General features: G+C 62.0%; 30 protein-coding genes and 1 tRNA gene. 19 read left to right on the forward strand and 12 right to left on the reverse strand.

Annotated features, from left to right (window positions below):
- Positions 1 to 109 precede the first annotated feature (109 nt).
- Complete coding sequence (locus tag ACK4FJ_RS15335) at positions 110 to 2,251, reverse strand: malate synthase G (protein WP_409767592.1); 2,142 nt, start codon at positions 2,249 to 2,251, stop codon at positions 110 to 112.
- A 111-nt stretch (positions 2,252 to 2,362) separates the two neighbouring features.
- Between ACK4FJ_RS15335 and ACK4FJ_RS15340 the strand changes: the two genes are divergently transcribed.
- Positions 2,363 to 3,274, forward strand: coding sequence for a LysR family transcriptional regulator (locus ACK4FJ_RS15340; RefSeq protein ID WP_409767593.1), 912 nt, complete (start codon positions 2,363 to 2,365; stop codon positions 3,272 to 3,274).
- Between the two features lie 70 nt (positions 3,275 to 3,344).
- Here the strand turns inward: ACK4FJ_RS15340 and ACK4FJ_RS15345 are convergent, their stop codons facing one another.
- Positions 3,345 to 4,094, reverse strand: coding sequence for a hypothetical protein (locus ACK4FJ_RS15345; RefSeq protein WP_409767594.1), 750 nt, complete (start codon positions 4,092 to 4,094; stop codon positions 3,345 to 3,347).
- On the opposite strand from ACK4FJ_RS15345, the gene ACK4FJ_RS15350 reads away from it, so the two are divergent.
- From ACK4FJ_RS15350 to ACK4FJ_RS15400, 11 genes are all read left to right on the forward strand, one after another.
- Entirely contained in the window at positions 4,086 to 4,505 is a 420-nt protein-coding gene (locus ACK4FJ_RS15350; RefSeq protein ID WP_409767595.1) for a hypothetical protein, read from the forward strand. The genes ACK4FJ_RS15345 and ACK4FJ_RS15350 overlap by 9 nt on opposite strands.
- Positions 4,502 to 5,854, forward strand: a complete 1,353-nt coding sequence (locus ACK4FJ_RS15355; protein WP_409767596.1) for a GH1 family beta-glucosidase — start codon at positions 4,502 to 4,504, stop codon at positions 5,852 to 5,854. The genes ACK4FJ_RS15350 and ACK4FJ_RS15355 overlap by 4 nt, the downstream gene beginning before the upstream one ends.
- Complete coding sequence (gene glk, locus ACK4FJ_RS15360; protein ID WP_409767597.1) at positions 5,851 to 6,825, forward strand: glucokinase; 975 nt, start codon at positions 5,851 to 5,853, stop codon at positions 6,823 to 6,825. The genes ACK4FJ_RS15355 and glk overlap by 4 nt, the downstream gene beginning before the upstream one ends.
- The gene (locus tag ACK4FJ_RS15365) at positions 6,822 to 8,675 is read left to right on the forward strand and encodes an ABC transporter ATP-binding protein/permease (protein WP_409767598.1); all 1,854 of its coding nucleotides are present in this window, start codon (positions 6,822 to 6,824) and stop codon (positions 8,673 to 8,675) included. Before glk ends, ACK4FJ_RS15365 begins: the two co-directional genes overlap by 4 nt.
- Positions 8,676 to 8,748: 73 nt before the next feature.
- Positions 8,749 to 9,432 (forward strand): dienelactone hydrolase family protein, encoded by a 684-nt coding sequence (locus ACK4FJ_RS15370; protein WP_409767599.1) that lies wholly within the window; start codon positions 8,749 to 8,751, stop codon positions 9,430 to 9,432.
- Positions 9,419 to 10,063 carry a phosphoribosyltransferase gene (locus ACK4FJ_RS15375; protein ID WP_409767600.1) on the forward strand — a complete coding sequence of 215 codons (645 nt, stop codon included), beginning with the start codon at positions 9,419 to 9,421 and terminating at the stop codon, positions 10,061 to 10,063. The genes ACK4FJ_RS15370 and ACK4FJ_RS15375 overlap by 14 nt, the downstream gene beginning before the upstream one ends.
- A 78-nt stretch (positions 10,064 to 10,141) precedes the next feature.
- Positions 10,142 to 10,963, forward strand: coding sequence for a nucleoside triphosphate pyrophosphohydrolase (gene mazG, locus ACK4FJ_RS15380; RefSeq protein ID WP_409767601.1), 822 nt, complete (start codon positions 10,142 to 10,144; stop codon positions 10,961 to 10,963).
- Positions 10,964 to 11,246: 283 nt separating this feature from the next.
- On the forward strand, positions 11,247 to 11,489 hold the full coding sequence (locus ACK4FJ_RS15385; RefSeq protein WP_374305438.1) for a CsbD family protein: 243 nt from the start codon (positions 11,247 to 11,249) through the stop codon (positions 11,487 to 11,489).
- Positions 11,490 to 11,547: 58 nt separating this feature from the next.
- Entirely contained in the window at positions 11,548 to 11,793 is a 246-nt protein-coding gene (locus tag ACK4FJ_RS15390; protein WP_409767852.1) for a CsbD family protein, read from the forward strand.
- 30 nt (positions 11,794 to 11,823) lie between these two features.
- Entirely contained in the window at positions 11,824 to 12,135 is a 312-nt protein-coding gene (locus ACK4FJ_RS15395; protein WP_409767602.1) for a hypothetical protein, read from the forward strand.
- Entirely contained in the window at positions 12,135 to 12,548 is a 414-nt protein-coding gene (locus ACK4FJ_RS15400; protein ID WP_409767603.1) for a hypothetical protein, read from the forward strand. Before ACK4FJ_RS15395 ends, ACK4FJ_RS15400 begins: the two co-directional genes overlap by 1 nt.
- Before the next feature lie 69 nt (positions 12,549 to 12,617).
- Here the strand turns inward: ACK4FJ_RS15400 and ssb are convergent, their stop codons facing one another.
- Complete coding sequence (gene ssb / locus ACK4FJ_RS15405) at positions 12,618 to 13,127, reverse strand: single-stranded DNA-binding protein (RefSeq protein WP_409767605.1); 510 nt, start codon at positions 13,125 to 13,127, stop codon at positions 12,618 to 12,620.
- Between the two features lie 114 nt (positions 13,128 to 13,241).
- Between ssb and uvrA the strand changes: the two genes are divergently transcribed.
- The 4 genes from uvrA to trmFO are packed head-to-tail and all read left to right on the forward strand — an operon-like array spanning position 13,242 to position 18,507.
- Complete coding sequence (gene uvrA / locus ACK4FJ_RS15410) at positions 13,242 to 16,130, forward strand: excinuclease ABC subunit UvrA (RefSeq protein ID WP_409767606.1); 2,889 nt, start codon at positions 13,242 to 13,244, stop codon at positions 16,128 to 16,130.
- Positions 16,131 to 16,153: 23 nt separating this feature from the next.
- Positions 16,154 to 16,558 carry a GlcG/HbpS family heme-binding protein gene (locus ACK4FJ_RS15415; protein WP_409767608.1) on the forward strand — a complete coding sequence of 135 codons (405 nt, stop codon included), beginning with the start codon at positions 16,154 to 16,156 and terminating at the stop codon, positions 16,556 to 16,558.
- A gap of 16 nt (positions 16,559 to 16,574) precedes the next feature.
- Entirely contained in the window at positions 16,575 to 17,147 is a 573-nt protein-coding gene (locus tag ACK4FJ_RS15420; RefSeq protein ID WP_409767609.1) for a regulatory protein RecX, read from the forward strand.
- Entirely contained in the window at positions 17,134 to 18,507 is a 1,374-nt protein-coding gene (gene trmFO, locus ACK4FJ_RS15425; protein WP_409767610.1) for a methylenetetrahydrofolate--tRNA-(uracil(54)-C(5))-methyltransferase (FADH(2)-oxidizing) TrmFO, read from the forward strand. Before ACK4FJ_RS15420 ends, trmFO begins: the two co-directional genes overlap by 14 nt.
- On the opposite strand, the gene ACK4FJ_RS15430 is transcribed toward trmFO, so the two are convergent.
- A complete protein-coding gene (locus ACK4FJ_RS15430) occupies positions 18,504 to 19,331 on the reverse strand; it encodes a phytoene/squalene synthase family protein (protein ID WP_409767611.1) in 828 nt (275 codons plus the stop codon). The genes trmFO and ACK4FJ_RS15430 overlap by 4 nt on opposite strands.
- A gap of 201 nt (positions 19,332 to 19,532) precedes the next feature.
- Here ACK4FJ_RS15430 and ACK4FJ_RS15435 point away from each other — a divergent pair, with 201 nt between their 5' ends.
- Positions 19,533 to 20,111, forward strand: coding sequence for a urate hydroxylase PuuD (locus ACK4FJ_RS15435; RefSeq protein ID WP_409767612.1), 579 nt, complete (start codon positions 19,533 to 19,535; stop codon positions 20,109 to 20,111).
- Positions 20,112 to 20,117: 6 nt separating this feature from the next.
- Here the strand turns inward: ACK4FJ_RS15435 and ACK4FJ_RS15440 are convergent, their stop codons facing one another.
- The 4 genes from ACK4FJ_RS15440 to yajC all read right to left on the reverse strand — a co-directional run bounded on the left by ACK4FJ_RS15440 (position 20,118) and on the right by yajC (position 23,537).
- The gene (locus tag ACK4FJ_RS15440) at positions 20,118 to 20,492 is read right to left on the reverse strand and encodes an Mth938-like domain-containing protein (RefSeq protein ID WP_409767613.1); all 375 of its coding nucleotides are present in this window, start codon (positions 20,490 to 20,492) and stop codon (positions 20,118 to 20,120) included.
- Positions 20,493 to 20,507: 15 nt separating this feature from the next.
- The gene (secF, locus tag ACK4FJ_RS15445; protein WP_409767614.1) at positions 20,508 to 21,461 is read right to left on the reverse strand and encodes a protein translocase subunit SecF; all 954 of its coding nucleotides are present in this window, start codon (positions 21,459 to 21,461) and stop codon (positions 20,508 to 20,510) included.
- A gap of 12 nt (positions 21,462 to 21,473) precedes the next feature.
- The gene (gene secD, locus ACK4FJ_RS15450) at positions 21,474 to 23,090 is read right to left on the reverse strand and encodes a protein translocase subunit SecD (protein ID WP_409767615.1); all 1,617 of its coding nucleotides are present in this window, start codon (positions 23,088 to 23,090) and stop codon (positions 21,474 to 21,476) included.
- A gap of 96 nt (positions 23,091 to 23,186) precedes the next feature.
- Positions 23,187 to 23,537, reverse strand: a complete 351-nt coding sequence (gene yajC, locus ACK4FJ_RS15455) for a preprotein translocase subunit YajC (protein ID WP_409767616.1) — start codon at positions 23,535 to 23,537, stop codon at positions 23,187 to 23,189.
- A gap of 202 nt (positions 23,538 to 23,739) precedes the next feature.
- On the opposite strand from yajC, the gene ACK4FJ_RS15460 reads away from it, so the two are divergent.
- Complete coding sequence (locus tag ACK4FJ_RS15460; protein ID WP_409767617.1) at positions 23,740 to 23,952, forward strand: heavy-metal-associated domain-containing protein; 213 nt, start codon at positions 23,740 to 23,742, stop codon at positions 23,950 to 23,952.
- 99 nt (positions 23,953 to 24,051) lie between these two features.
- Positions 24,052 to 24,642: a hemerythrin domain-containing protein gene (locus tag ACK4FJ_RS15465; protein ID WP_409767618.1), complete on the forward strand. Its 591-nt coding sequence runs from the start codon at positions 24,052 to 24,054 to the stop codon at positions 24,640 to 24,642.
- A gap of 3 nt (positions 24,643 to 24,645) precedes the next feature.
- On the opposite strand, the gene ACK4FJ_RS15470 is transcribed toward ACK4FJ_RS15465, so the two are convergent.
- The 4 genes from ACK4FJ_RS15470 to ACK4FJ_RS15485 form a co-directional block, all read right to left on the reverse strand.
- Entirely contained in the window at positions 24,646 to 25,080 is a 435-nt protein-coding gene (locus tag ACK4FJ_RS15470; RefSeq protein WP_409767619.1) for a hypothetical protein, read from the reverse strand.
- Between the two features lie 134 nt (positions 25,081 to 25,214).
- A tRNA-Pro gene (locus tag ACK4FJ_RS15475) sits at positions 25,215 to 25,291 on the reverse strand.
- Between the two features lie 110 nt (positions 25,292 to 25,401).
- Positions 25,402 to 25,935: a MerR family transcriptional regulator gene (locus ACK4FJ_RS15480; RefSeq protein ID WP_409767620.1), complete on the reverse strand. Its 534-nt coding sequence runs from the start codon at positions 25,933 to 25,935 to the stop codon at positions 25,402 to 25,404.
- A 22-nt stretch (positions 25,936 to 25,957) separates the two neighbouring features.
- Entirely contained in the window at positions 25,958 to 26,287 is a 330-nt protein-coding gene (locus ACK4FJ_RS15485; protein ID WP_409767621.1) for an integration host factor subunit alpha, read from the reverse strand.
- Positions 26,288 to 26,408: the final 121 nt, after the last annotated feature.

The following is a 26,408-nucleotide window of genomic DNA, read 5'->3' on the forward strand; positions in this document are numbered from 1 at the left end:
CATAATATACATTATCCGATAATTTTAAAACTCAGCAAGGCGCGACCTCGCCCCCAAATACTACGTCTAGGCATCCCCTCGACCATCAGCGGCAGGCCCCGGCGTGGCGTCAGCCCCCGGCCTTCACGCGGGCACGGAAGGCATGCAGCAGCGGCTCGGTATAGCCATTCGGTTGCTGCACACCCTCAAACACCAGCGCACGGGCAGCCTGATACGCCAGGCTGTTGTCGGGGTCGGTTGCCATCGGGCGATACGCGGCGTCGCCGGCATTCTGGGCATCCACCTTGGCAGCCATGCGACGGAAGGCGGCCTCCACCTGCTCGCCAGTGCAGACCCGGTGCAGCAGCCAGTTTGCCATATGCTGGGATGAAATCCGCAGCGTCGCACGGTCTTCCATCAGGCCGATATCGTGGATGTCGGGCACTTTGGAACAGCCGATGCCCTGGTCCACCCAGCGCACCACATAACCCAGGATACCTTGGGCGTTGTTGTCGAGTTCGTCGCGCACATCCTGCTCGGAGAAATTCTGCCCCGTGGCCAGCGGAATGGTCAGCAGCGCGGCCAGCGGCGGCACCGGCTGTTTCGTCACCTCGGCCTGGCGGGCAAAAACGTCTACGGCGTGGTAATGCGTGGCATGCAGGGTTGCTGCCGTCGGGCTCGGCACCCAGGCGGTGTTGGCGCCGGTCCTTGGGTGGCCGATCTTCTGCTCCAGCATGTCGGCCATGCGGTCGGGTGCCGCCCACATGCCCTTGCCAATCTGCGCCTTGCCCGATAGGCCGCAGGCCAGGCCGATGGCCACGTTGCGCTCCTCATAGGCCTTGATCCAGGCGCTGGCCTTCATGTCGACCTTGCGCACCATCGGACCGGCCTGCATCGATGTATGCATCTCGTCGCCGGTGCGGTCGAGGAAGCCGGTGTTGATGAAGACGATGCGATCCTTCACGGCATGGATACAGGCCGCAAGATTCGCCGAGGTGCGGCGTTCCTCGTCCATCACGCCAACCTTCACCGTATGGCGTGTCAGACCTAGCATGTCCTCAATGGCATCGAACAGGCGGTTGGTGAATCCCGCCTCTTCCGGTCCGTGCATCTTTGGCTTGACGATATAGACCGAACCCGCGCGGCTGTTGACGAAACGGCCGCGCCGTTTGAGGTCATGGATCGCAATGAGGCTGGTAACGATGCCGTCGAGAATGCCTTCCGGCGCTTCTGTGCCGTCTGATAGCCGGATTGCCGGCGTGGTCATCAGATGGCCCACGTTGCGCACAAACAGCAGGCTGCGGCCCGGCAGAACAAGCTTGCTGCCATCGGGCGCGACATACTCGCGGTCGGGCTCCAGCGTGCGGGTCATGCTGCGGCCGCCCTTGTCGAAGGTGGCGCTCAGATCGCCCTGCATCAGGCCGAGCCAGTTGGCATAGGCCTCCACCTTGTCGTCGGCATCGACGGCGGCAACGGAGTCTTCCAGATCGACGATGGTGGTGAGCGCGGATTCCAGGATCACGTCGGCCATGCCGGCCGGATCGCCCTTCCCGACCGGATGATTGCGGTCGATCACCAGTTCAATATGCAGACCGTTATGCTTCAGCAGCACGGCGCTGGGGGCGGCCGCATCGCCGCGATAGCCGGCAAAGGCCTCCGCGTCTTTCAATGCCGGTGAAAGCTGACCGTGCTTGATCGACCAGTCTTTCACGTCGGCATGGCTGCCCGAGGCCAGCGGCACGGCCTGATCGAGGAAGGCTTTGGCCTTTGCGATCACCTTGGCGCCACGCGCCGGATCGTAGCCCTTTTTCTCGTTCGGATCATGCGGGATCGCGTCCGTGCCGTAATAGGCATCGTAGAGACTGCCCCACCGCGCATTGGCGGCGTTCAGCAGGAAGCGTGCATTCAGCACCGGCACCACCAGCTGCGGCCCAGCCATGCGGGCGATCTCATCATCCACCTTGGTGGTACCGACCTTGAATGGCATCGGCTCGGGCACGAGGTAGCCGATTTCGCGCAGGAAGGCCTCGTAAGCGCCGGCATCGTGCGTCTTGCCGCGCTGCGCCACATGCCAGGTGTCGATCTTCGCCTGCAAATCGTCGCGCTTGGCCAGCAGGGCGCGGTTTTCCGGCGTGAAACGGGCGAAGATGCCCGCCATGCCGGCCCAGAAATCCTTCGGTTCGATCCCCGTGCCGGGCAAAGCCTTGTCTTCGATGAAACGGGCCAGGGTTTCGGCCACTGCCAGGCCGGCGCGATCTGTGGTTCTGCTCATGGCGTTTCCCGGAATTCTGCTGTCGACTCAATGGTGGCGACCATAGCAGTCCCATCATTCATTCTGTAGATGAAAAGAATTGAAAGCAGTCGTTCTCTGTGAGAAACAATAATGGTGGACAAGGAATACGAGCTGTATGCCCGTGTGATCGAAAGCGGCAGCCTGGCCGCCGCCGGCCGCACCATGGGCCTGTCACCGGCCATGGTTTCCAAGCGGATCGCCCGGCTGGAAGAGCGGCTGGGCGCCCGGCTGCTGCATCGGACCACCCGCAAGCTGACCACCACCGAGGCGGGCCAGCGGTTTTATGAGCGCGTGGTCGATATCCTGACCGCCTCCCGCGAGGCGGAAAGCCTGGTCAGCGCCGCCGATGGCGCTCCGGCCGGCCGGCTGCGCATCACCGCCCCCACCTCCTTCGGCCGCCTGCACGTGGCCCCGCACCTGAAGCCCTTCCTGGAGCGCTGGCCACGCCTGAAACTGGAGATCGACCTTTCGGATGCCTATGTCGACCTGCTGGCGGAGCGGATCGACCTGGCCATCCGCATCGCGCCTGTCATCGGCGGTGGCCTGACCGGCCTGCGGCTGGCGCCCAACCGCCGCGTGCTGTGCGCCAGCCCGGATTACCTGAAACAGCATGGCGAGCCGAAGAAACTCGCCGACCTGAACCGGCACCACCTGCTGGCGGCAGTAGCCCAGTTGCCCTGGCGGCTGCAGGGCCGCAGCGGCCCGGTCGTTGTACCCGGCGAAAGCATCGTGCGCACAAATTCCAGCGAGGTTGTGCGCGAACTGGCCCTGGCCGGCATGGGGATTGCCCTGCGCTCGACCTGGGATATCGGGCCGGATCTTCGGGCTGGGCGGCTGCGCGTGGTCCTGCCCGAGCATCCGGGGGCCAGCGATGTGGGAATCTTCGCCGTCTACCCGCCCGCCAAATTCGTGCCGGCGGCCGTGCATGCCTTCATCGCCTATCTGCAAGACCTGTATGGGCCGGAGCCGTTCTGGGATCGCGACCTGGCCATCCCGGCCTGACCCCATCCCGATCAGGCCGTTGACCAGAATCAAATCCCGTCCGCGCGATTGCGGCTATGAAGTATGCAGATCACCACGGCGCCGCATGCCGGTCGCCGAAAAGGCTGTAGTACAGGGATTTTGTTGCTTCCAGGACGTGCTCTTTGCGTTCAGGCGAAGACGTCCAGGCGAATTCGATTTCCCAGGCGGAGTGTCCGGCCATGAAGAAGCGTGCGGGCCCATCGATGAAACTGTCGCCGCTGCCGGCGGTCAGGCCGATGGCCTGCGGATACCAGGCTCCGCCGGCCACCAGCCGCATGGGCGTGCCCCATGATGCCGGATCGTCCGGCGTGCGCGTTACTGAAACATAGATGCCTTCCTGGAGCATGTTGTGAAAACCGCCCGCGGTATGATTGAGCAGCATGACAAAGGCATCGAGCTGGCGATTGAAATGGATCGCCGGTCCCCAGAAGGCATCCGGATCGATATGCCGCCAGCCGCGCCGTATCGGCCAGAGTGGCGCGGGCAACCGACCGGCAGCCGGTACCCATCCAGAGTTGCTCCACACTTCAAGCTCCGAAGCCGGATGGTCGCGTGTGGCGACCGGAAAGCGAGCCATCGCAATGCCCTGCGCGGCCTCGTCGGCAACATAGCTGGAAAAGGCAAGATAGAAATACTGCCCTGCGCGGTCCGGGACGACGCAGAAATCGCCATACCCGCCCGCCAGGAAGCCGTTATTGTACCCGATATCGGTGAGATGGGCCGGAGCCCGCAGCATTTCGTCCAGGAAACGCCAGGACAGACCCTCGTCGTCCGACATGATGGCGCCGATATGCAGCACGAAAAGCTTCGCCGGGCCGCCAACGAATTCCTCGGCATGGTACCAGCCATACAGACGGCCCGCGCCAGGGTCGCGCCAGACCGCTTCGATCCATTTGCCCAACGTGGGCTCTGGTTCGTCGATCCAGCGCACGGCCTCCGGCGGCTGTCCATCCTGCAACCCGGTGGAAAATCGCCGCCGGTAGGAATGACCGCGCGGCTGGTAATGCGAAAAGAATACCTGCATGCCGGTGTCGTCGCTCAGGACAGGGCTGTTGGCATCGGTGCGGACAAAATCCGGCGTATGGAGGGTGAGCGGTTGCGCCGCCCGCAGCAATACCTGCAGACGGCCATCCGATATTTCGGCAATCACCTCTCCCATCGGTTCAGCCTAACCGATCGCAGGGCTGGCACAGAAGGCCTGAAAACATGAATCGATTGTCCGCACGCCCCGCCGAAACCTTTCTGTGGGGGGTCTCGACCTCCTCCTACCAGATCGAAGGGGCCAGTAAGGCCGATGGGCGCGGTCCCAGCATCTGGGATACCTTCTGCCAGCAGAAGGATCGTATCGCGAATGGCGATACCGGCGATATCGCCTGCGACCACTATCATCGTTTCGCCGAAGACATTGCACTGATGCGGGATATCGGCGTGAAGGCTTATCGCTTTTCGGTGGCCTGGCCGCGCCTGCTGCCGACTGGCAGGGGGCATTTCAACGAGGCCGGTGCCGCTTTCTATGACCGGTTGATCGATGGCCTGCTGGAAGCCGGGATCGAACCCTGGCTCTGCCTCTATCACTGGGACCTGCCGCAGGCATTGGATGACGAAGGCGGCTGGCTCAGCCGTGATGCCGCTGGCTGGTTCGCCGATTACGCAACATTGGTGGCGCGGCGTTACGGCGACCGGGTCAAGCGCTTTGCCACGTTCAACGAACCCGGTGTCTTCGCCCTGTTCGGTTTCGGCTTCGGCTGGCAGCCGCCAGGTGTCATTGATGCCGATGCCCATCGCAAGGCAATCCATCATGTAAATCTGGCCCATGGTGCCGCCGTGGATGCTTTGCGCTCCGGAGTGTCGAACGCGAGCATCGGCGTGATCCACAACATGCAACCCTGCCTGCCGGCTTCGGCCGCGCTGGAAGATCTCGCCGCCGCCGAACGCCTGCACATGCACTGGAACCAGGCTTTCCCGGACCCGCAGATTCTGGGCTATTACCCGAAAGTCCTTGCGGATGAGCTGGCACCCCAGATTGCCCCCGGCGACATGGCACGCATCTGCCGGCCGCTCGACTGGCTCGGGATCAACCATTATTCGCCGATCTATGCGCGCGGCGACAAGACGGCACCTCTGGGCTACGCATGGGCCGGACCGCCCGCCGGCATGCCGCAATCGGAAGTCGGCTGGCAGGTGCAACCCGATGCCTTCCGCGACATCCTGCTGGAAGCCTCGAAACGCTACCGCCTGCCGATCTATGTAACCGAGAACGGTACGGGCGGTCGCGACCAGCTCGACCATACGGGGAATGTGAGGGACCAGCATCGCATCGATTACCTGAATGCCTATATCGGCGCGATGGAAACGGCGATGGCCGCCGGTGCCGATGTGCGCGGCTACTTCGTATGGTCCCTGCTCGATAACTTCGAATGGGGCGCCGGTTATGGCGACCGCTTCGGCCTGATCTATGTCGATTACCCAACTCTGCGCCGTATCCCGAAGGCGTCCGCCCGCTGGTATGCCGAACGCATCGCGCAGAAGGCGGCGCGCCGCTCCGCCGAAAAACCATGAGCAACCCTCGAAGCATCCTGCTTGGCGATATCGGTGGCACGAATCTGCGATTCGCGCAGGTGGCGCACGGGACCTGCGGCCCTGTCACCACCCTTCCCCGCGCCGCTTATGGCGATATGGGTGAAGCCATCGCGGCCTATCTCGACGCATCGGCATCGCCTGCCCCGGACAGGCTGGTACTGGCCATTGCCGGGCCGATGCGGGATAGCTGCGTCACCATGACCAACGCAGCCTGGCGGATCGATGCGGTGGAGTTGCAGCAACGCCTGCGAATTCCATCCGTCCATCTGGTCAACGACTTCGTCGCCACCGCATGGTCCCTGCCGGCGCTGTCTGCCAACGATGTTCATCAAATCGGTGGCGGACCGCCGAAGCCAGGCGGTGTGAAGGTAGCCTGTGGGCCCGGCACCGGCCTCGGCACCAGTGCCTTCATCCCGCTGGATGGCTGCGAGCGCGTGATAGCCAGCGAGGCCGGCCATATCACCCTGGCCGCACAGAATACCGATGAAGATGCCGTCCTTGTATGGCTGCGGGAGAAGTTCGGCCATGTTTCGGCTGAACGCGTCATCTCCGGACCTGGGCTGGTAAACCTGCACCAGGCACTGGCCGCTTTATCGCAGTCGAGTGCGCCGATTAAGCCGGCCGCCGAAATTGTCGCCGCCGCGCGTGAAGGGCGTTGCGAGCTGTGTGCCCGCGCGCTGGCACTGTTCTGCGCTTTTCTAGGGGGATTCGCAGGCGACCTGGCATTGACCTTCGGCGGCAGGGGTGGGCTTTACCTAACCGGTGGTATCCTGCCCCACATGGTCGACCTGTTGCAGGCTTCGGACTTTCGGCAGCGCTTCGAGGCCAAGGGACGCCTTCGCGACTACCTGGCGCCGATCCCGGCCTTCGTGATCCTGCATCCCGAGCCAGCCATTCTCGGCTTGCAGGCCATGATCGCGGCCGGGCATTTTCAGCAGGCTACCCTGTGAACTCGCCTGTTCCCACCGAGAAGCCGCCGGTCTCATCCATCGGGTTGACCACCGATTTCCTACACCTGGCACGGCCCTACTGGGGCGGTCCCGAACGCTGGACCGCATGGTTTCTGCTGATAGCCATCGTTGTTCTGGCGGTGGCGCAGGTGCTGCTGGCCATCCGCCTCAATCTTTGGAACGCCGATCTGTTCGATGCCCTGGAGCGGCGCTCGATGGAAGGCTTCATGCATCAGGTGCTTGTTTTCGTGCTGATCGTGCTGGGCACTATGGCGGTCAACGCCGTGCATCTTCATTTCAAACGCAAGCTGCAACTCGGCTGGCGGGAATGGCTCACGGATCGCCTGATCAATGAATGGATGCGGGACGGCCGTCAATTCCGGTTGGGCATGGTGCCTGGCAGCCACAGCAATCCCGACGGCCGCATCGCCGAGGATATCCGCATCGCCACCGAGGCAGCGGTCGACCTGTTTCATTCGCTGACCTACTGCATTCTGCTGCTGATCAGTTTCATCGGCATTTTATGGGTGCTCTCCGGCAATCTGCCGCTTCATGTCGGCAGCATGGAATTCAGCCTTCCCGGTCACATGGTCTGGCTGGCCTTCCTCTATTCCGGCGTCGGTTCCGCACTGGCCATGTTCATCGGCAGGACTCTTGTCTCCGCCGCCGACCGACGTCAGACCGTGGAAGCCGACCTGCGTTATGCGCTGGGCCGCAGTCGCGAAAATGCCGAGGCCATCGCGGTCGCACGCGGCGAGGCCGATGAACGCGGTTTCCTGCTGCGCCTGTTTTCGCCAGTCGCCGAGGCCTGGCATAACCAGACCGGCGGGCTGCGTCGCCTGATCCTGTTCTCGTCCGCCTACAGTACGGTAGCGGCCGTATTCCCCATCCTGGTCAGCACGCCGCGTTATCTGCTGGGCGAGATCAGCCTGGGCGGGCTGATGCAGACGGCACAGGCCTTTCAGCAGGCCACCGCGGCGCTGTCCTGGCCGATCGACAACTTTCCCCGTCTGGCCGAGTTACGCGCCTCGGCCGAACGCGTGCTGGAACTGCATAATGCCGTGACCGAAGCGGAATTGCAGGGCAAGGCCGGGGCGGCCGCGCAACGCATCACCGTTGTCACCACAGACAAGCCTGGCCTGAGCTTCCATGATGTGACCCTGGCGGAGCCTGACCAGCGCATTCTTGCCGCCGGTCTGTCGCTCGAGATCCAGAAAGGCGAGCGGCTGCTGCTGACCGGCGACCAGCATGCAGCCGCGATTCTGTGCAAGGCCGTGGCCGGCGTATGGCCATGGGGGCGCGGACGGATTGAAGTACCGGCCGAGCCGCTCGCCCTGCTGCCGCAGCGGCCCTATATGCCACCGGGCAGCCTGCGGCATGCCCTGCTCTATCCCGAAGCGCCGGCGCGGGCGGACGATGCTACGCTGGCCGATATCCTTCGACGGGTCGGCCTGGAGTTTCTCGTGCCGCAACTGGATGCCGAAACGGAATGGAGTCAGACCCTCAGCCCCGGGGATTTGCAGCGCATCGGTTTTGCCCGATTGCTGCTGCACCGCCCGGCCTGGATCCTGATCGACCAGGCCACCGATGGTGTCGACGAGCAATCGGAACTGGCGCTGATGCATGTACTAGCCGAACTGCTGCCTGAGGCCACCATCCTGGCAGTCGGGCATCATGCCGGCCAGAACGGCTTTTTCACGCGCCATCTCCAGCTCCAGCGCTCGGACGCCGGCATGATCCAGCTGCAGGAGGAGCCTGCGGCAATAGCGCCCCAGCCGCCGCAGAAATCCCGCCTTAGCCGGATCGGACGGCTGATCGATCTGGTGCGCGCCGGGCTCGGCGAGGGATGATCCAGATCAAGGCCCGCCCCCACGCGGTCCGCTATGAATCCGTTCCAGCAGTCAATGCCGGCGGATGACGCGGATGACGCCAGGGAGAAAACAACAGGGGCAATATTCGGAAGAGCTGGTGGCCATACCGCCATTCGGCCTTGAAGGACAGCTTGTGCTGCCTTCTCTCTGCCGAGCCGTGATCATCTTCGCCCATGGCAGCGGCAGCAGCCGGAACAGCCCGCGCAACCGGCATGTCGCCTCTGCCTTGCAGCAGATTGGGTTCGGTACCCTGCTCTTTGATCTGCTGACTGAATCCGAGGCCGGAAACCGTGAACTCGTCTTCGATGTAGAATTGCTGGCCGAGCGACTGCTCCTGGCCACGACATGGCTGGGCCAGCGTATGGAACGCATGCCCCCGCGCATCGGTTATTTCGGCGCCAGCACCGGCGCGGCCGCCGCCCTGGTCGCCGCCGCCCAGCCGGATTGTCCCGTGGGCGCCATCGTCAACCGTGGCGGCCGGCCCGATCTGGCCGGTGCTGCCTTGCCCCGGGTTGTCGCACCAACCCTGCTGATCGTGGGCAGCCTTGATCGTGAAGTGCTGGGGCTCAATCGTCAGGCCATGGCGCATATGCGCTGCAAAAGCAAACTGCTGGTCGTGCCGGGCGCCACGCATCTGTTTGAGGAAGCCGGTACATTGGATCAGGTAATCGACCATGCCGGCACCTGGTTCAGCCAACATCTGCTTGATGGCGAGGCGGTAAATGTTTCTGGATAGAAGCGAGGCCGGACAGAAACTGGCGAAAAGGCTGATGGGGTTCAAGGAGGGAAAACCCATCATCCTGGCTTTGCCGCGCGGCGGGGTGCCGGTAGCGACCGAAGTGGCTGCGGCCCTGCAGGCACCGCTCGATTTGCTGCTGGTGCGCAAGATCGGCGCGCCGCATCATGCCGAACTGGCCGTCGCTGCGGTTGCAGATGGCGAGAAGCCAAGGCTTGTCGTGAACCGCGACGTGGTCGATAGCCTGAAAGTCGACGATGATTATCTGCGTGCTGCTGCCCAGCGCGAACTGGCCGAAATCGAGCGCCGGCGCCAGCGTTACGATATCGGCCAGCCGCATCCCGATGTGAAAGGCCGCATCGTCATCGTTGTCGATGACGGCATCGCCACCGGTGCCACTGCGAAGGCCGCGCTCACTCTGTTGCGTGCCGCTGAGCCGAAATCCATCATTCTGGCAATCCCCGTGGCCGCATCGACCACACTGGAGGAATTCAAGGGCCTGGCCGACCGCATCGTCTGCCTGGAAACGCCGCCGGATTTTTATGCCGTTGGTGCCCATTACCGCGAATTCCCCCAGGTCTCGGACGAGCAGGTGATCAAGTTGCTGAAATCCATCGCCCCGTCGGCTTAAACCATCCATCTGCGTCTTGCACCGGACGCCGCCGGATCGCATTTTGGGGTTCCACGATTGTTGAGCCGGTGCGATCCGATGACTGCCAAGCCAGACCTTTCCAGCCTGACCGAATTACTGGCCATCATGGCCCGGCTGCGCGATCCGAATGACGGCTGCCCGTGGGACCTGGAGCAGACCTTCGCAACTATCGCACCCTATACCATCGAAGAAGCTTACGAGGTCGAAGACGCCATCGCCCGCAATGATATGGCCGGCCTGAAAGACGAGCTGGGCGACCTGTTGCTGCAAGTGGTGTTCCACAGTCGGATGGCAGAGGAAGCGGGCCATTTTTCCTTTGGCGACGTCGCTAAAGGGATCAGCGACAAGATGATCCGGCGGCATCCGCATGTCTTCGGCAATGTTTCTGCCGACCGCCCGGAAGCCGTCAGCACGAACTGGGAAAGCATCAAGGCTGCTGAACGTGCGGCCAAGTCTGCAAGTTCACAGGATGACGTATCGCCGGTGCTGGCTGGAATCACAGCAGGCCTGCCCGCTCTGCTGCGCGCCGTCAAACTGCAGAACCGGGCGGCGCGCGTGGGCTTCGACTGGCCCGACAAACGGCCGGTGATCGACAAGATCAAAGAAGAACTGCAGGAACTCGAACACGAGATCGAAGCTGGTACTGCGCAGACAACCGCGGAAGAATTCGGCGACTTCCTTTTCGTCGTCGCCAATCTGGCCCGTCACTTGAAGCTCGATCCGGAAGACTGCCTGCGCGCGGCCAACCGGAAATTCGAGCGACGCTTCACCGCGATGGAAAAGATTCTGCAATCTGAAGGCAAGGCGCTGACGGATTGCGATCTTGCCACCATGGATGAGGCCTGGAATCAGGTGAAACGGCAAGAAAAGGCCGGCTGAATTCGCGGTAGTCATCCGCCACATTGTCGTCACATCTTCGCCATCGAATGGCCCAGGCATCTCCTTCGTCAGGCCACATCCCCTGACCATCCTTTGCATGACAGGCACGGCGGTATTGCTTTAGCGACATCGCCTTATTGCCTGTATATGCGGGAAAATTCCGGAATTCATTCGGGAACCATATCCGCTCTCGCGGGTTTCCCTCACGTTCCTCAATTCATTAATCAAAAGGAGGTTTTGCATGCGCAAGATCGCTATTGCCGCCGTTTCAGCCATTGCCCTTCTGGCTGCGGCGCCGCCTGCGGCAGTTTATGCCGCCAGCGGTACCTGGGATCAGGTCGAAGGCAACTGGAATCAGTTTGCCGGCAAGGTGAAGCAGCGCTGGGGCAAGCTTACCGACAACGACATCACCGTCATCAACGGCAAGCGGCAGGAACTGGTCGGCAAGATCCAGGAGCGCTACGGCATTGCCAAAAACGAAGCCGAGAAGCAGGTGGATGAATGGGAGAAGGCCCAGTCCAAGTAATTTTTCATCCGCCATCCCATCCGATATTCAAGGAGATCTCGTCATGCCGAACAAACGCATGGAAGCCAATGTAAAAGCCGCGCTGCCGTCCTGGGATCGCATCGCCGGCAACTGGAAACAATTTTCCGGCAAGGCCCGCGAGCGCTGGGGCGAACTGACCGACGACGACATCTCGGTGATCGACGGTCGCCGTGAGCAACTGGTCGGCAAGATCCAGGAACGCTACGGCATCATCACCGATCAGGCCGAACGGCAGGTTGCCGACTGGCTGAACGATCTGGATGACGCCAAGCGCCGCCACTAAGCCCCCACACATTCATTAAGGAGCATCGTCATGGCTCGCATGAACCGACAAAACACAACTGCGGCGGCGGAAGCCGATCTGGCCGAACTGCGCGAGCAGGTTTCCGATATCGGCACCCAATTGGGTAGCCTGATTTCCCGCGCCAAGAAGGATGGCACCGCGCTGGCAGAGGCCGAATTGTCTGAATTGCAGACCCGCATCCAGGCGTTGGCCGGCGACTGGAAAGATCTTGGCCGGGAAGCACTTGGCCGGGTCGAGGAGACGGTGAAGGAGCATCCCGGCAGCAGCCTGCTGGCAGCTTTTGCCGCAGGCGCCGCCCTCACCCTGCTGCTGCGGAAATAATGCTCGGCCCGCTGGCAAGCCTATTGCCCGGCCTGCTGATGGGCGGGGTGCAGGCTGCAGCCTCCCGACGGCAGCGACAGCGGATTGCCGTTGTGGCCGGTTTGGGCACCATAGCCTGCGCCGCGCTGCTGGCCGCCTTCATGCTGTTCGGCTGGTCGCTGTTCCTGGCCTATGGGGCGAGCATGATGCCGGCCTGGGCGGCACTGGCGGCCGGCGGCAGCCTGATTGGACTGATCGTGCTGCTGGGCATGATCGCCGCTCTGGTCTGGCAATATTGGCCAAGCCATGGTTTGCAGGACGAGGTTGAGAAACTGCGCAGCCAGATCGAGCCTGTCGCTCGGGAACATCCGCTGGCAGCCGTTGGCATAGCAGCAGGGCTTGGGGTGTTACTGACCTCACTGATGCGGCGTTAGGCCGCCGAACATGGAAAAGGCGCAGATTTCGGTCTGCGCCTTTTTTTGCGTTTCGGATAGAAACCCAGCTCAGAACGGGATTTCGTCGTCCAGGTCGTCGCGGCGGGGCGGCGAACCGCCGCCGGAGGAGCGGCCGCCACCAGCACCGCCCCCGAATCCGCCCGAGGAACCGCCGCCGGCATAGTCGTCACCGCCGCCATAGGAGCCGCCACCGCCGCCGCCTTCACCACGGCCATCCAGCATGGTCAGCTCACCCCGGAAGCGCTGCAACACGACCTCGGTGGTGTATTTCTCGGCGCCGTCCTTGTCGGTCCATTTCCGGGTCTGCAGCGAACCCTCGATATAGACCTTGGAGCCCTTTTTGAGGAACTGCTTGGCCACCTTGACCAGATTTTCGTTGAAAATCACCACTCTATGCCACTCGGTGCGCTCTTTGCGCTCGCCCGAGGCCTTGTCGCGCCAGGTCTCGGAGGTGGCGATGGAAAGCTGGGCAATCTCCTCGCCCGACTGCATGCTACGGATCTCGGGGTCGCGCCCTAGATTTCCGACCAGGATCACCTTGTTAACGCTGCCAGCCATATCTTAACCCCTATCCGTTCACGAAGTGATCTTATATCATGCGAATGGCGTATAGTGAAGAACTGTCCTGAAAAGCGCAATATTCGGCCCCCCAGAGACTCGGCGCAAAAAACCATGCAGAAGTTCATTTCGGTCCGCGGTGCCCGCGAGCACAATCTCAAGAATGTCGATGTCGACATCCCCCGCGACAAGCTGGTGGTTCTGACCGGCCTGTCCGGCTCGGGCAAATCCTCGCTGGCATTCGACACCATCTATGCCGAGGGCCAGCGACGCTATGTCGAATCCCTGTCGGCCTATGCCCGCCAGTTCTTGGAACTGATGCAGAAACCGGATGTGGATCACATCGACGGCCTCAGCCCGGCGATCTCGATCGAGCAGAAGACCACGTCGAAGAATCCCCGCTCCACGGTCGGTACCGTCACCGAGATCTACGACTACCTGCGCCTGCTGTATGCCCGCGTCGGCGTGCCCTATTCGCCGGCCACCGGCCTGCCGATCGAAAGCCAGACGGTCAGCCAGATGGTCGACCGCGTGATGGCTATGACGGAAGGCACACGATTGTATCTGTTGGCTCCCATCGTGCGCGGCCGCAAGGGCGAATACAAAAAGGAACTGCAGGACCTGCAGAAGCGTGGATTTCAGCGCGTGAAGGTGGATGGCAAGCTGCATGAGATCGCTGAAGTCCCGGCGTTGAACAAGAAGCTTAAGCACGATATCGAAGTGGTGGTCGACCGTGTGGTGGTGCGCGATGGCATCCAGACCCGCCTCGCCGATTCCATCGAGACCGCACTGAACCTGGCCGACGGCATCGCCTTTGCCGAGAATGCCGACAAGGACGAACGCACCATCTTCTCGGCCAAGTTCGCCTGCCCGGTTTCCGGTTTCACCATTGAGGAGACCGAGCCGCGGCTGTTCTCATTCAACAGTCCGCATGGTGCCTGCCCCACCTGCGACGGCCTGGGCTCGAAGATGTATTTTGATCCGGCCATGGTGGTGCCTGATGAAGCGGTGACGTTGCGCGACGGTGCGATCGTGCCGTGGTCGCGTGCCGCCACCCCCTCGCCTTACTATCTGCAGACGCTGGAAGGCCTAGCCAAGTTCTATAAATTCTCGCTGGCGACCAAATGGAAGGACCTGCCGGCCAAGACCCGCAACGCCATCCTGCACGGTTCGGGCGACGATATCGTGCCGATCACCTATGACGATGGCATGCGCACCTATACGGTGAAACGACCTTTCGAGGGTGTATTGCCCAACCTGGAACGGCGCTGGCGCGAGACTGAATCCGACATGATCCGTGAGGAGTTGTCGCGCTATCAGTCGCAGACCGCCTGCGAGACCTGCGGCGGCTATCGCCTGAAGCCCGAGGCATTGGCAGTGAAGGTCGGCGGCCTGAATATCGGCCAGGTCTGCGAATTCTCGATTGCCGAGGCGCGGCAATGGTTCCTGGATCTGACCAGGAAACTGAAGCCGAAGGAAAAGGACATCGCTTCCCGCATCCTGAAGGAAATCAACGACCGCCTCGGCTTCCTGGTCAATGTCGGCCTTGATTATCTCTCGATGTCGCGATCGTCCGGCACATTGTCGGGTGGCGAAAGCCAGCGCATCCGGCTGGCCTCGCAGATCGGCTCGGGCCTGACCGGGGTGCTCTACGTGCTGGACGAGCCCTCCATCGGCCTGCATCAGCGCGACAATGCCAAACTGCTCGAAACCCTGGTGCATCTGCGCGACATCGGCAACACCGTGCTGGTGGTCGAGCATGACGAGGAAGCGATCCGTACCGCCGACCATGTGATCGATATGGGGCCGGCTGCCGGCGTGCATGGCGGCGAGATCATTGCCCAGGGCACACCGGAAGAGATCATGGCCGCCAAGAAATCGGTCACCGGTCAGTATCTGACCGGCGTGAGATCGGTGGCCGTGCCCAAGCAGCGCCGCAAGCGCGTCGCCAACAAGCTGCTGAAGGTGATTGGCGCCAAGGCCAACAACCTGCAGAACATATCGGTCGAGTTCCCACTCGGCATCTTCACCTGCGTCACCGGCGTCTCGGGTGGCGGCAAGTCGACACTGACCATTGAAACGCTGTTCAAGGCCGTGTCGCGCAAGTTGAACAACAGCCGCGAGATTCCGGGCCTGCATGACCGCATCGAAGGTCTGGAATGGATCGATAAGATCGTCGACATCGACCAGTCGCCCATCGGCCGCACACCGCGCTCCAACCCGGCTACCTATACCGGGGCGTTTGGCCCGATCCGCGACTGGTTTGCCGGCCTGCCCGAGGCCAAGGCGCGCGGTTATGCGCCCGGTCGTTTTTCGTTCAACGTCAAGGGCGGCCGCTGCGAGGCCTGCCAGGGCGATGGCCTGATCAAGATCGAGATGCACTTCCTGCCCGACGTGTATGTGCAATGCGACGTCTGCAAGGGCAAACGCTATAACCGCGAGACGCTGGAAATCCACTATCGCGACAAGTCGATTGCCGATGTGCTCGACATGACCGTGGAAGACGGCGTCGAGTTCTTCAAGGCTGTACCCACAATTCGCGAGAAACTGGAAACCCTCAATCGCGTCGGGCTGGGCTATATCAAGATCGGCCAATCGGCTACCACGCTCTCGGGCGGCGAGGCCCAGCGCGTGAAGCTGGCCAAGGAGTTGTCCAAGCGCGCCACCGGCCGCACGTTGTATATCCTCGACGAGCCCACCACGGGCCTGCATTTCGAGGATGTGCGCAAGCTGCTGGAAGTCCTGCACGAACTGGTGGATTCCGGTAACACCATGATCGTGATCGAGCATAACCTGGAAGTCATCAAGACGGCCGACTGGATCGTCGACATGGGCCCCGAAGGCGGCAACGGCGGTGGCCGTGTGGTGGCCCAGGGCACGCCGGAGGATGTGGCCAAGGTGAAGGAAAGCTATACTGGCCAGTATCTGAAGGAGTACCTGAAACCGGCGACGCAGCGGACCGCCCCGCCCCAGAAGAAAACCCGTCGCGATGCGGCGGCATAAAACAAGGAAAGGATTTTCATTCCATGATCACGCGTAAGGCGCTGACCCTCGACGACGTCCAGACAATCGCCGCCGCCGCCGAGGCGGAAGCCAAGAAGAATGGCTGGAAGGTCAGCATCGCCATCACCGACGACGGTGGCCATCTGCTGCATTTCCAGCGTCTGGATGGCGCGCCGATCCAGTCCACCTGGATCAGCCAGGGCAAGGCCAAGGCCGCCTCATACGCCCGCCGCCCGACCAAGGCACTGGAAGAGATCGTCGGCAATGGTCGCAACGCCTTCCTGTCGGTGCCCGACCTCGTGCTGCTGGAGGGCGGTGAGCCGATCATGGTCGATGGCATCTGCATCGGCGGCGTGGGCGTATCCGGCGTGAAGTCGTCGGAAGATGCACAGGTCGCCCAGGCCGGCATCGCCGCCTTGCTGGGCTGATCCAAGCCTTCTTCCCATGCCGCGCGGCCAGCCCAAAAAGATCACGCCAACATATCTGGAACGGGCCGCGCTGTTTTACCTGGAACGCTACAGCAGCTCGGCGGAGAATCTCCGCCGGGTTCTGGACCGCAAGATCCGGCGCTCTATCGAGGTGCATGGCGCTCCGACTCGCGAGGAAGCCACCGGCTGGGTTGCCGAGCTGATCGCCAAGCTGCAGCGCAGCAACCTGCTCGATGATCGCGCCTATGCGGAAAGTCGCGTAAGGCGGCTTTATGCCGAAGGCAAGTCGCTCGGCCGCATCCGGCAGACGCTGGCGGTAAAGGGCGTGAACAAGGACGATGTGGCGGCCGCGCTGGCGCGACTGGAAGCGGAGTCCGCCACCCCGGTTTCCGACCTGCCTGCAGCCGCCGCCTTTGCCCGCAAACGCAAGCTGGGCCCCTATCGTGCCGATCCGCAGCAGCGCCGCGAGATGCGGCATAAGGACATGGGCGCGCTGGCACGACGGGGATTCAGCCAGGCGATTGCCATGAAGATTTTGAGCGCCGACAGCGTCGCCGCGCTTGAGGAGATGGTTCATGACGCAGATTAAACCCATCCACATCATCGGCGGGGGCCTGGCCGGTTCGGAAGCGGCATGGCAAGTGGCCCGCCTGGGCGTGCCCGTGGTGCTGCACGAGATGCGGCCGGTGCGGAAAACCGATGCCCATCAGGGCGACGGACTGGCCGAGCTGGTCTGTTCGAATTCTTTCCGCTCCGACGATGCCGAAAGCAATGCCGTCGGCCTGCTGCATGAAGAACTTCGCCGCTGCAATTCCCTGATCATGCGGGCGGCCGACATCGCCAAGGTACCGGCCGGTGGCGCACTAGCCGTGGACCGCGATGTGTTTTCCGCCGAGGTACAGAGGGCCATCGAGGCCGAACCGCTGATCACCTTGCAACGCGAGGAAATCGCCGGCCTGCCGCCGGCCGAATGGGACAACGTGATCATTGCCACCGGCCCCCTCACCTCACCGGCCCTGGCCGAAGCGATCCGGACCCTGACCGGCGAGCAGAGCCTGGCCTTTTTCGATGCCATCGCGCCGATCGTCTATCGCGACAGCATCGACATGGACAAGGCCTGGTTCCAGTCGCGCTACGACAAGGTGGGCCCCGGCGGCAGCGGCGAACAGGGTGAAGGCGCCGATTACATCAACTGCCCCTTCGAGAAGCCGAACTACCTGGAATTCCATGCAGCCCTGCTAGAGGCCGAGAAAACCGAATTCAAGGACTGGGAAAAGAACACGCCGTATTTCGAGGGCTGCCTGCCCATCGAGGTGATGGCGGAACGTGGCCCACGCACACTGACCTTCGGCCCGATGAAGCCGGTCGGCCTGATCGATCCGCGCACCGGCCGCAAGCCCTATGCCGTGGTGCAACTACGGCAGGACAACAAGCTGGGCACGCTCTATAACATGGTCGGCTTTCAGACCAAGATGAAGCATGCCGAGCAGGTGCGTATCTTCCGCATGATACCGGGGCTGGAGAACGCGCAGTTTGCCCGGCTGGGCGGCATCCACCGCAACACCTTCCTGAATTCGCCCAAGCTGCTGGATGCTCAGATGCGCTTGAAGGCGATGCCGAGCCTGCGCTTCGCCGGTCAGGTCACCGGTGTGGAAGGCTATGTGGAAAGCACCGCCATCGGCCTGATCGCCGGCCGCATGGCGGCAGCGCAGCGTTTGGGCAGCGAACAGGCAGCGCCGCCGCCGACCACGGCGCTCGGCGCGCTGCACAGCCATCTCACGGGCGGCACCGATGCGAAGCACTTCCAACCGATGAATGTGAATTTCGGCCTGTTCCCGCCGCCTCCGGGCGATGTACGCAAGGACGAGCGCAAACGCTATTTAAGCCGTCGCGCCCTTGCCGATCTGGCCCAGTGGCTGATGAACGGCAAGGCTGCTGCTGCGGCCTAAAAACGGCCGCGCAAGGATGCCCAAAGCAAAGCCATCTGCCGGCGCAGCGGCGTGACAACGTTTTCCGCGGCGGTCACATCGAAATGCAGGCGGGTTAGTGCGGACAGATGTAGACCTGCCAGCGTTGTCGGCAATAGAGCCGGTAGTGCTTCCCGGGTCACATGGCCGCTTCGGGCGGCACGCAACCTGCGTCCCGCCTCTTCGGCTATTTCGGACATGGCGGCCGCCAGACTGGCGTGATTTTCCCGCTGATAGACATCTTCGGGCATCAGGCCATGCGCACCAAGCACGTTCGCGGGCAGCATTACACGATGCTGGGTTGCGAGATGCGGTGTTGCACGCAGGAGGCCAATCAGCGCATAGGCGATGCCGGCATCACGCGCGATATCAGGAGGTAAAGCGGCCCCGAGCTGCTGTGCAGCCAGTTGCATCAGTGGCGCGGAGCTTGCCTCGGCATATTCGAGCAAGGCATTCATGTCGGCAGGCGGCTTTTCCTCCATGTCGGTTTCGCGCGCATCGATCAGGGCGAACACATTGCCGCGATCTAGGCGCTGGCAATGGGCATGCAGCGCCCTGACAACGGGGTGGTTGCGCGGCCGATTTTCCCAGATACCCTCCCAGGCTTCCCGCCACCATTGCAGGCGGATCTGCCCGATCATCGGCTGGCTGACCGCTTCGCGGGCCCGGGCGATCTCGGCATTGAACGCATACAGTGCATGCAGGCCTGGCCGCCGCGCATCCGGCGCGAACAGGGCGGTCAGCCAGCGGTCAGGATCGGCACTGCGCAGTTCCCGGGTGCAATATTCGTCAGGCGATTCGCTCATGCCACGGCTGGTTGGGTTCCGGAAGATCGCTTGTCGCTACCAGGATTTATGCTAGCCTTTGCCGGCGAATCGCAAGTGCGAGAATCGCGGCGCTGTCCTGCGCAGATCGCCGGCGCCGCATGTCGTGCGATGCGCTGCTTCTGCGTCGCGTAAGCCTGCATAAATAACGGCGACAACAATACGACGGTAAGGAACCGCATCATGGCAAAGATTCTCGAAAACCTCTACAAGGCCCTCGGTGCCGGCGTCGTTCTGGCGCTTGTCCTGTTTTTCCTGATTCATCGCAGCTTCGATGCTGCATTCCTGAGCTTTTTCTTTCGCTGGCTGCATGTGCTGTCCGGCATCCTGTGGATCGGGCTGCTCTGGTATTTCAACTTCGTTCAGATTCCGACCATGCCGAAGATTCCGGCCGAGCTGAAACCAGCGGTCGGTAAGTTCATCGCGCCGGAAGCCCTGTTCTGGTTCCGCTGGGCGGCTCTGGCCACCGTGGTTACCGGCCTGGTGCTTTCGGTGCTCAATGGCTACGGCCATCAGGCCTTCATGCTGCAGGAAGGCGCCCGCACCATCGGCATCGGCATGTATCTCGGCCTGTTCATGGCCGCCAATGTCTGGTTCCTGATCTGGCCGAACCAGAAGAAAGCCCTGGGCATCGTCCCTGCCGACGATGCCGCCAAGGCCAAGGCGGCCCGAGTCGCCATGCTGGGTTCGCGTACCAACTTCGTGCTCTCGCTGCCGATGCTCTACTGCATGGTGGCGCAGCAGAATGGCGGGGCCTGGTAAAAAGGCCTAGACGGGTATGAGGGCGGCGGCCACCCGCCGCCCTTCCCCCATCAGCAGGTTATAGGTGCGACAGGCGGCACCGGTATCCAGTGCCTCGATCACCAACCCGCGGGAACGGATGTCCGCCCGCAAGCCCTTGTCGATGAAAACCATGCTCGGGCCGCAGCCGATCAGCAGCAGCTCAACGGCAGGCTGCATGTCGAATGCCGGCTCCAGTGAAGCAACGCTCAGGTTGCCTATATCGGCTATATCCCAGGCCATGGTCTGGCCGGGGAATACCAGCACCGACTCAGTCCAGTGCCGGCCTGAAATCCGGAAACCGCCATCCCCGTAGGCGTTGATCACCTGCCGGTCGGCCGGAATGCGCGGCAGCAGGTCCATTCCAGTCCCTCTGGATTATGGCCGCTGCGCCGCGGCCTTCTCGGCGGCCTCGGCGGCTTTCTTCTGCCGCAGCCATTTCTCGCCGGTCAGCAGCACAAGCGGCGCCGCGATGAAGATCGACGACGACGTGCCGATCACGATGCCGAACAACATGCCCATGGCGAAGACCTCGACCGCCTCACCGCCCATGAAAGCCAAGGGGATCATGGCCAGGAAGGTGGTCATCGAGGTGAAGATGGTGCGCGACAGTGTCTCGTTGATGCTGAGGTCGATCAGCTCGCGCAATGGCATGGACTTGTATTTGCGCAGGTTCTCGCGCATGCGATCATAGACCACGACCTTATCGTTGATCGAATAGCCAATGATGGTCAGGATCGCTGCCACGGCCGTGAGGCCGAATGGCAGCTGCGTGACTGCGAAAAATCCGATCATCTTCGTGATATCGAGCAGTAGCGTAACCAGCGCCGCCAGCGCGAACATCCACTCGAACCGGAACCAGATGTAGATGGCGATGCCGCCAAGAGCGAGGAACACGGCAAGCAGGCCGCTCTGGAAGAGTTCGGCGCTGACTTTGCCGCCAACCACTTCCACGCGCCGCACTTCGGTTCCCGGGTAGGTGGAGGTCAGTTCGCTGCGCACCTTCTGGGCTGCGGCATTCTGGGCCTCGTCGGAAGTCCCCTGACGCTCAAGACGGATCAGGACATCGCGGGAAGAGCCGAATTCCTGCAGCGCTACTTCCCCCAAATTCAGCCCACCGATCTGACCACGCAGGGCGCCGAAATCGGCGGCCTGCGGCAGACGCACCTCCATCAGGATGCCACCCTTGAAATCGATGCCGTAATTCAGGCCAGGATAGAAGAACAGGAAAATCGACGCGATTGACAGGAAGGCGGAGACCGCCAGACCGGCGAAACGCCCCTTCATGAACTTGATATTGGTCTTTTCCGGAACCAGTCGGAGACGGAACATGATGCCGATTCCTTAAACTGCCAGCGACTTCGGACGGGATATTTTCAACCATTTCACCATCATCATGCGCACCACGAGAATGGCGGTGAACATAGAGGTGATGATGCCGACCGATATGGCGACGGCAAAGCCGCGCACCGGCCCGCTGCCGACAGCAAAGAGGATTGCCATAGCAATCAGGGTGGTGAGGTTGGAGTCCAGGATCGTGGAGAATGCCCGCGAGAAACCAGCATCCAACGAAGCGATCACCGACTTGCCAAGCCGCGCTTCCTCGCGGATGCGCTCGTTGATCAGCACATTGGCATCCACGGCCATGCCGATGGTCAGCAGGATGCCGGCAATGCCAGGCAACGACAGCGTGGCCTGCATGGCCGAAAGTATGCCCAGAATCAGCGCCAGGTTCAGCGTCACGGCGAAGACGGCGAAGGCGCCAAACAACCCATAAGCCGCGATCATGAACAGGTTGACGAGAACAAAGCCGATGATGATCGCAATGATGCCGGCACGGATGGCATCGGCACCCAGATCGGGACCAACCACGCGCTCTTCGATCACCTTCAGCGGCGCCGGCAAGGCACCCGCACGCAGCAGAACGGCAAGATCATTGGCTTCGGTCACACTGAAATTGCCACTGATCTGGCCCGAACCGCCAAGAATGGGCTCACGAATCACCGGTGCGCTCAGCACCTTGTTGTCTAGCACGATGGCAAACGGCAGGCCGACCGACTGCTGTGTGATCTCGGCAAACCGCCTGCCGCCGACGGTGTCAAACCGGAAGGAAACGATCGGCTGGCCGCTGCGCTGGTCATATCCGGCCTGCGCGTCCACCAGGTTGTCGCCGGCCACTTCGACCTTGCGCTTCACGACATAGCGTTCAACCGGCGCATTCGGAATGCGCGGCTTGTCGCCTTCCAGTATCTCCGTGCCGGGCGGTGGAGGCATGTTGGGATCCGCGTTGGTATCGACCATGCGGAAGGTCAGCTTGGCGGTGGTGCCAAGCAGGCGCTTGATGCGTTCGGGATCGTCCACGCCGGGCAACTGCACGAGGATGCGGTCACTGCCCTGCACCTGGATGGTGGGTTCGTTGACGCCGGTCTGATCGATACGCCGGCGCACGATTTCCATGGATTGGGCGACGGCGGAACGGGCGCGCTCGCGCACAGCCTGCTCCGACAGGGTCATGCGGACCACGCCTTCGGCAGAAATATCAAGCTGCAGATCAGTGGCACCGGCGCCAAGATTGAACGCACCGCCCTGCAGCGGCTGGCCCAGCTTCACCAGCAATTCACGGGCGCGGTTCGCCTGAGCGGCATCGCGCAACCGCAGGCCAACGACATTGCCGCCGGTAATACCCAGATTGGTATAGCCGATCCGCTCCTTTCGCAGTTCCTCGCGGGCGCCTTCGACAACCGCTTCCAGCCGTTCCCGTAACACTGCCGAAGTATCGACCTCCAGCAGCAGGTGCGAACCGCCGCGCAGATCAAGGCCGAGGTTGATCTGCGGCAACTGCATCCACGACGGCAGGGCGGAAAGCTGCTGCTTGCTCAGCAGATTGGGTGCCGCGGTTACCAGCCCCGCTAGGGTGACGAGCAGCACCAGCGCGGTTTTCCAGGGTGCGAAATAAAGCATCGGGATTACCTCTTCAGCCAGCTCGGCAACAAGCGAAAAGGCCGGAAGGAACAAAAGCCGGCGCTGAAATCAGCGCCGGCTGTCGAAATACGATGATCAGCCTGCCTTGGCTTCGGACTTGTCGTCGTCCTCGACATCGCCGCCCTTCGAACGGACCTCGGTAATGGTGCCCTTGACCACCTTTACCTTGACGCCTTCAGCGATCTCGATCTGCACGAGGCCATCTTCCTGCACCTTGGTAACCTTGCCAACGATGCCGCCTGCGGTGGTGACCACGTCACCACGCCGCACGGCCTCGATCATCGCCTTATGTTCCTTCATCTTTTTCTGCTGGGGACGAATCAGCAGGAAATAGAAGACGACGAAAATCAGGACCAGCGGCAGCAGCGAGGTCAGCATGTCGGTGGTGCCGCCGGCTGCCTGCGCGTAGGCCTCGGAAATCAGCATGAAAGGCTCCCTGTATTGATTGGTTTGCCGGTCGCCCGGCGCGAGAGGGGGACTATAGCGGCGGGCGGTCGGATTGCAAGTATCTGCCCCTCCCGGTCAGGCCCGGCCCGATGGGGAAAGTCCATATATTTCAAAAGCCTGCGACGGTCGGCCGCAAGGGCGGCCATAGCCGGATCCCGCTTCAGCCCCTATAATGCAAACCATGCATATCCTGACCATTGAAGGCATGAGCTGCGACGCCTGCAAACGGGCCATCAGCAATGCAATCAGCAACGCGGCCCCCGGAGTGGCCTTCGAAGTGGACCTCCAGCGCAAGCAGGTTCGCTTCAAGACCCTGCCGCCGGAGCGCCAGGCCGATGTCCGCAACGCGATCCGGGATGCCGGTTATGGCGTCCTGGAAAGTGGCAGGCCCTGACAGCCGGCCCGTTTTGCCAAAGCGAGCAATTTTGCGCTGGATCAACGCCGATGCAGCCTTCGGTGGCATTCTGACCTGCATCATCAGCAGGAGGCAGGCATGCAGGAGGCCATCACCATTATCCGCGCAGAGCATCGTAGCTTGGCGGCAGTGCTGCACGGGCTTCTAAGCATCGTAGAGAGCCTCAACCGCCAGGGTGGAAAACCGGATTTCGGGCTTCTGCTGGCCATGCTCACCTATATCGATGAATTCCCTGACCGCTTTCATCACCCCAAGGAAGACCAGTATCTCTTCCGACAACTTCGCCTGCGGGCGCCAGACGCGGTCGGATTGCTCGACGCGCTCGAAGCCGAGCACAAGCGCAATGGCGAGTTGATGGCCGGCCTGCGCCGCGCGCTGAAACGCTTTGAGGAGCATCCCGAAAAACCGGAAGCGCGAGAGGCCTTCCGCAGCCTCGTGAAACAATATGCCGACTTCCACTGGGGCCATATGCGGCTTGAGGAAGAGCAGGTGTTTCCGCTGGCAGAAGCGCGATTGAATGCCCAGGACTGGGCCGACATCAACACCGCCTTCCGCAGCAATGCCGACCCGCTGATCGGTACCGAGGCGAAGGACCATTATCAGGACATGCTGCGGAATATTGTAAGCCGGGCGCCGGCGCTGATCGGGGTCGGCGCAAGGTGGAGTTGAGCCTCAGTCCAGAACAGATGATCCTGACATCAGCCATTGTCGCGCCCCGTCTGGCTCAGGAAATATCCTATGCCGGCTGGCCGGAAACAGCGTGCTGACCGCCTTCACCAGCAGCGAAAACAGCGAATCGCTGGTCAAATAGGCGACTTTGGTCACGAGAGTATTGCCCTTACTCCAGTCGGTCATACGACTGATTGCGAGCATCGACTGCCAGTCGACATTGCCGCGAAAACCTCGCACATCCACCAACGTGGGAATTCCCGGATGCAGCCAGCCCTGCTGCAGGCCTGTGTGGATAGCATCGTGGATCAGCCCGCCGATAGGCGCACCCGTAACCGTGATGGCCAGGATGCCGTCGCGCAGGCAGATAATCACGTAATCTTCTGCGCTTCCGAGGCGAAGCTCTGGCCCATTGTCAGAACTGCCATCAAGGCGCATGAAATTCTTTAAGCCTGAAGCATCTCATTGGCCGAAGAATAAATCGGAATGCTTGTGAAATAAACTATACCAATGGCTTACCGCGAATATTTGCGGTGCCACTTCATATACGCCTATCGAACGGGATGAAAAAATGGTCGGAGCGGCGGGATTTGAACCCACGACCCCCAGTCCCCCAGACTGATGCGCTACCAGGCTGCGCTACGCTCCGACCGGGCTGATCGCCGGCGGCCGGATAAGCAGGCGACGGGCGATCAAGCGGCGCGCACTATAGCCAGCGCCCTTGTATGGCGCAACCGGGCCAAGCCATTGGAAAATCAGTCAGCGGCTCTGACGCGCGACAATATCGGCGTGAATGCCTTCCAGGTCCCGGAGGCATGATTTCAGGGCCTGACGAAGGCTGCCCATGTCGTTAAGCAGGTCGAATGGCATGCCCATCTGGCGGTCCTGCCCCGCGCCCGCAGCCTTTACAGCCTTGCGCTTCCCGGCATCTTGGGCCGGCGCGACAGCCTTGTCCTGCTGCGCGCGGGCGCGGACCGCCTTGGCCAGCCCGCCTTCGCGCAACAGCTTCTGTACGCCGCGGATGGTGTAGCCCTGTTCGTGCAGCAGCACACGGATTTCACCCAGCAGGGCAATATCCTCGCTGCGGTAATAGCGGCGTCCGCCATTCCGCTTCACAGGCCGAACCTGATGGAATTTCTTTTCCCAGAATCGCAATACGTGCTGCGGCAGATCCAGCTGCTCGGCGACTTCGCCGATCGTGCGAAAAGCAGCGTCGGCCTTGGTTTTGCCTGCAGATACTCGGCCTGATGTTTCCGTGGCCGCCCCGTCTGTCCGCTGCTGTTCGTCTGCCATGAATACCTGTCGCGGACGGAACTCAGATACCAGCCTTGGCCTGCTGGCTCAGGGCATGCATGCCCGCGTTGATCTTTTCCTTCAGTACATGGCTGGCCCGGAAAACCAGCACCTTGCGCGGATCGATCGGCACTTCCTGGCCCGTTTTCGGATTGCGGCCCATACGCCCGCCCTTGGAGCGCACCTGGAACGTGCCGAACGAGGAAATCTTCACCATGTGGTCGGCGATCAGGCTGTCGATGATTTCGTTCAGGACGGTTTCGACCAGCTGGGCGGACTCGCTGCGCGAGAGGCCGACCTCCTGATAGATCGCCTCACTGAGTTGCGCCCGCGTCAAGGTGTTACCGGTCATCACCAACGCCCCCTTTTTGGCCAAATTTTATTGTGAGGACGCTAACTTAACCCCAGCCGGCCGTCAATAAGACCTTGGCCGAATCGCCCGCGCGAATGGCGGGAATGGCGTTCCGGGCACT

The organism is Ferrovibrio sp., assembly GCF_046297595.1.
GTDB lineage: Bacteria > Pseudomonadota > Alphaproteobacteria > Ferrovibrionales > Ferrovibrionaceae > Ferrovibrio.

What these genes read in the sequence shown, in the direction of transcription:
- ACK4FJ_RS15335 (WP_409767592.1), bottom strand. Translation starts at nt 2,251, where the DNA reads ATGAGCAGAACCACAGATCGCGCCGGCCTGGCAGTGGCCGAAACCCTG.
- ACK4FJ_RS15340 (WP_409767593.1), top strand. Translation starts at nt 2,363, where the DNA reads ATGGTGGACAAGGAATACGAGCTGTATGCCCGTGTGATCGAAAGCGGC.
- ACK4FJ_RS15350 (WP_409767595.1), top strand. Translation starts at nt 4,086, where the DNA reads ATGCAGCACGAAAAGCTTCGCCGGGCCGCCAACGAATTCCTCGGCATG.
- ACK4FJ_RS15355 (WP_409767596.1), top strand. Translation starts at nt 4,502, where the DNA reads ATGAATCGATTGTCCGCACGCCCCGCCGAAACCTTTCTGTGGGGGGTC.
- glk (WP_409767597.1), top strand. Translation starts at nt 5,851, where the DNA reads ATGAGCAACCCTCGAAGCATCCTGCTTGGCGATATCGGTGGCACGAAT.
- ACK4FJ_RS15370 (WP_409767599.1), top strand. Translation starts at nt 8,749, where the DNA reads ATGACGCCAGGGAGAAAACAACAGGGGCAATATTCGGAAGAGCTGGTG.
- ACK4FJ_RS15375 (WP_409767600.1), top strand. Translation starts at nt 9,419, where the DNA reads ATGTTTCTGGATAGAAGCGAGGCCGGACAGAAACTGGCGAAAAGGCTG.
- mazG (WP_409767601.1), top strand. Translation starts at nt 10,142, where the DNA reads ATGACTGCCAAGCCAGACCTTTCCAGCCTGACCGAATTACTGGCCATC.
- ACK4FJ_RS15390 (WP_409767852.1), top strand. Translation starts at nt 11,548, where the DNA reads ATGGAAGCCAATGTAAAAGCCGCGCTGCCGTCCTGGGATCGCATCGCC.
- ACK4FJ_RS15395 (WP_409767602.1), top strand. Translation starts at nt 11,824, where the DNA reads ATGGCTCGCATGAACCGACAAAACACAACTGCGGCGGCGGAAGCCGAT.
- ACK4FJ_RS15400 (WP_409767603.1), top strand. Translation starts at nt 12,135, where the DNA reads ATGCTCGGCCCGCTGGCAAGCCTATTGCCCGGCCTGCTGATGGGCGGG.
- ssb (WP_409767605.1), bottom strand. Translation starts at nt 13,127, where the DNA reads ATGGCTGGCAGCGTTAACAAGGTGATCCTGGTCGGAAATCTAGGGCGC.
- uvrA (WP_409767606.1), top strand. Translation starts at nt 13,242, where the DNA reads ATGCAGAAGTTCATTTCGGTCCGCGGTGCCCGCGAGCACAATCTCAAG.
- ACK4FJ_RS15415 (WP_409767608.1), top strand. Translation starts at nt 16,154, where the DNA reads ATGATCACGCGTAAGGCGCTGACCCTCGACGACGTCCAGACAATCGCC.
- ACK4FJ_RS15420 (WP_409767609.1), top strand. Translation starts at nt 16,575, where the DNA reads ATGCCGCGCGGCCAGCCCAAAAAGATCACGCCAACATATCTGGAACGG.
- trmFO (WP_409767610.1), top strand. Translation starts at nt 17,134, where the DNA reads ATGACGCAGATTAAACCCATCCACATCATCGGCGGGGGCCTGGCCGGT.
- ACK4FJ_RS15430 (WP_409767611.1), bottom strand. Translation starts at nt 19,331, where the DNA reads ATGAGCGAATCGCCTGACGAATATTGCACCCGGGAACTGCGCAGTGCC.
- ACK4FJ_RS15435 (WP_409767612.1), top strand. Translation starts at nt 19,533, where the DNA reads ATGGCAAAGATTCTCGAAAACCTCTACAAGGCCCTCGGTGCCGGCGTC.
- ACK4FJ_RS15440 (WP_409767613.1), bottom strand. Translation starts at nt 20,492, where the DNA reads ATGGACCTGCTGCCGCGCATTCCGGCCGACCGGCAGGTGATCAACGCC.
- secF (WP_409767614.1), bottom strand. Translation starts at nt 21,461, where the DNA reads ATGTTCCGTCTCCGACTGGTTCCGGAAAAGACCAATATCAAGTTCATG.
- secD (WP_409767615.1), bottom strand. Translation starts at nt 23,090, where the DNA reads ATGCTTTATTTCGCACCCTGGAAAACCGCGCTGGTGCTGCTCGTCACC.
- yajC (WP_409767616.1), bottom strand. Translation starts at nt 23,537, where the DNA reads ATGCTGATTTCCGAGGCCTACGCGCAGGCAGCCGGCGGCACCACCGAC.
- ACK4FJ_RS15460 (WP_409767617.1), top strand. Translation starts at nt 23,740, where the DNA reads ATGCATATCCTGACCATTGAAGGCATGAGCTGCGACGCCTGCAAACGG.
- ACK4FJ_RS15465 (WP_409767618.1), top strand. Translation starts at nt 24,052, where the DNA reads ATGCAGGAGGCCATCACCATTATCCGCGCAGAGCATCGTAGCTTGGCG.
- ACK4FJ_RS15470 (WP_409767619.1), bottom strand. Translation starts at nt 25,080, where the DNA reads ATGCGCCTTGATGGCAGTTCTGACAATGGGCCAGAGCTTCGCCTCGGA.
- ACK4FJ_RS15480 (WP_409767620.1), bottom strand. Translation starts at nt 25,935, where the DNA reads ATGGCAGACGAACAGCAGCGGACAGACGGGGCGGCCACGGAAACATCA.
- ACK4FJ_RS15485 (WP_409767621.1), bottom strand. Translation starts at nt 26,287, where the DNA reads ATGACCGGTAACACCTTGACGCGGGCGCAACTCAGTGAGGCGATCTAT.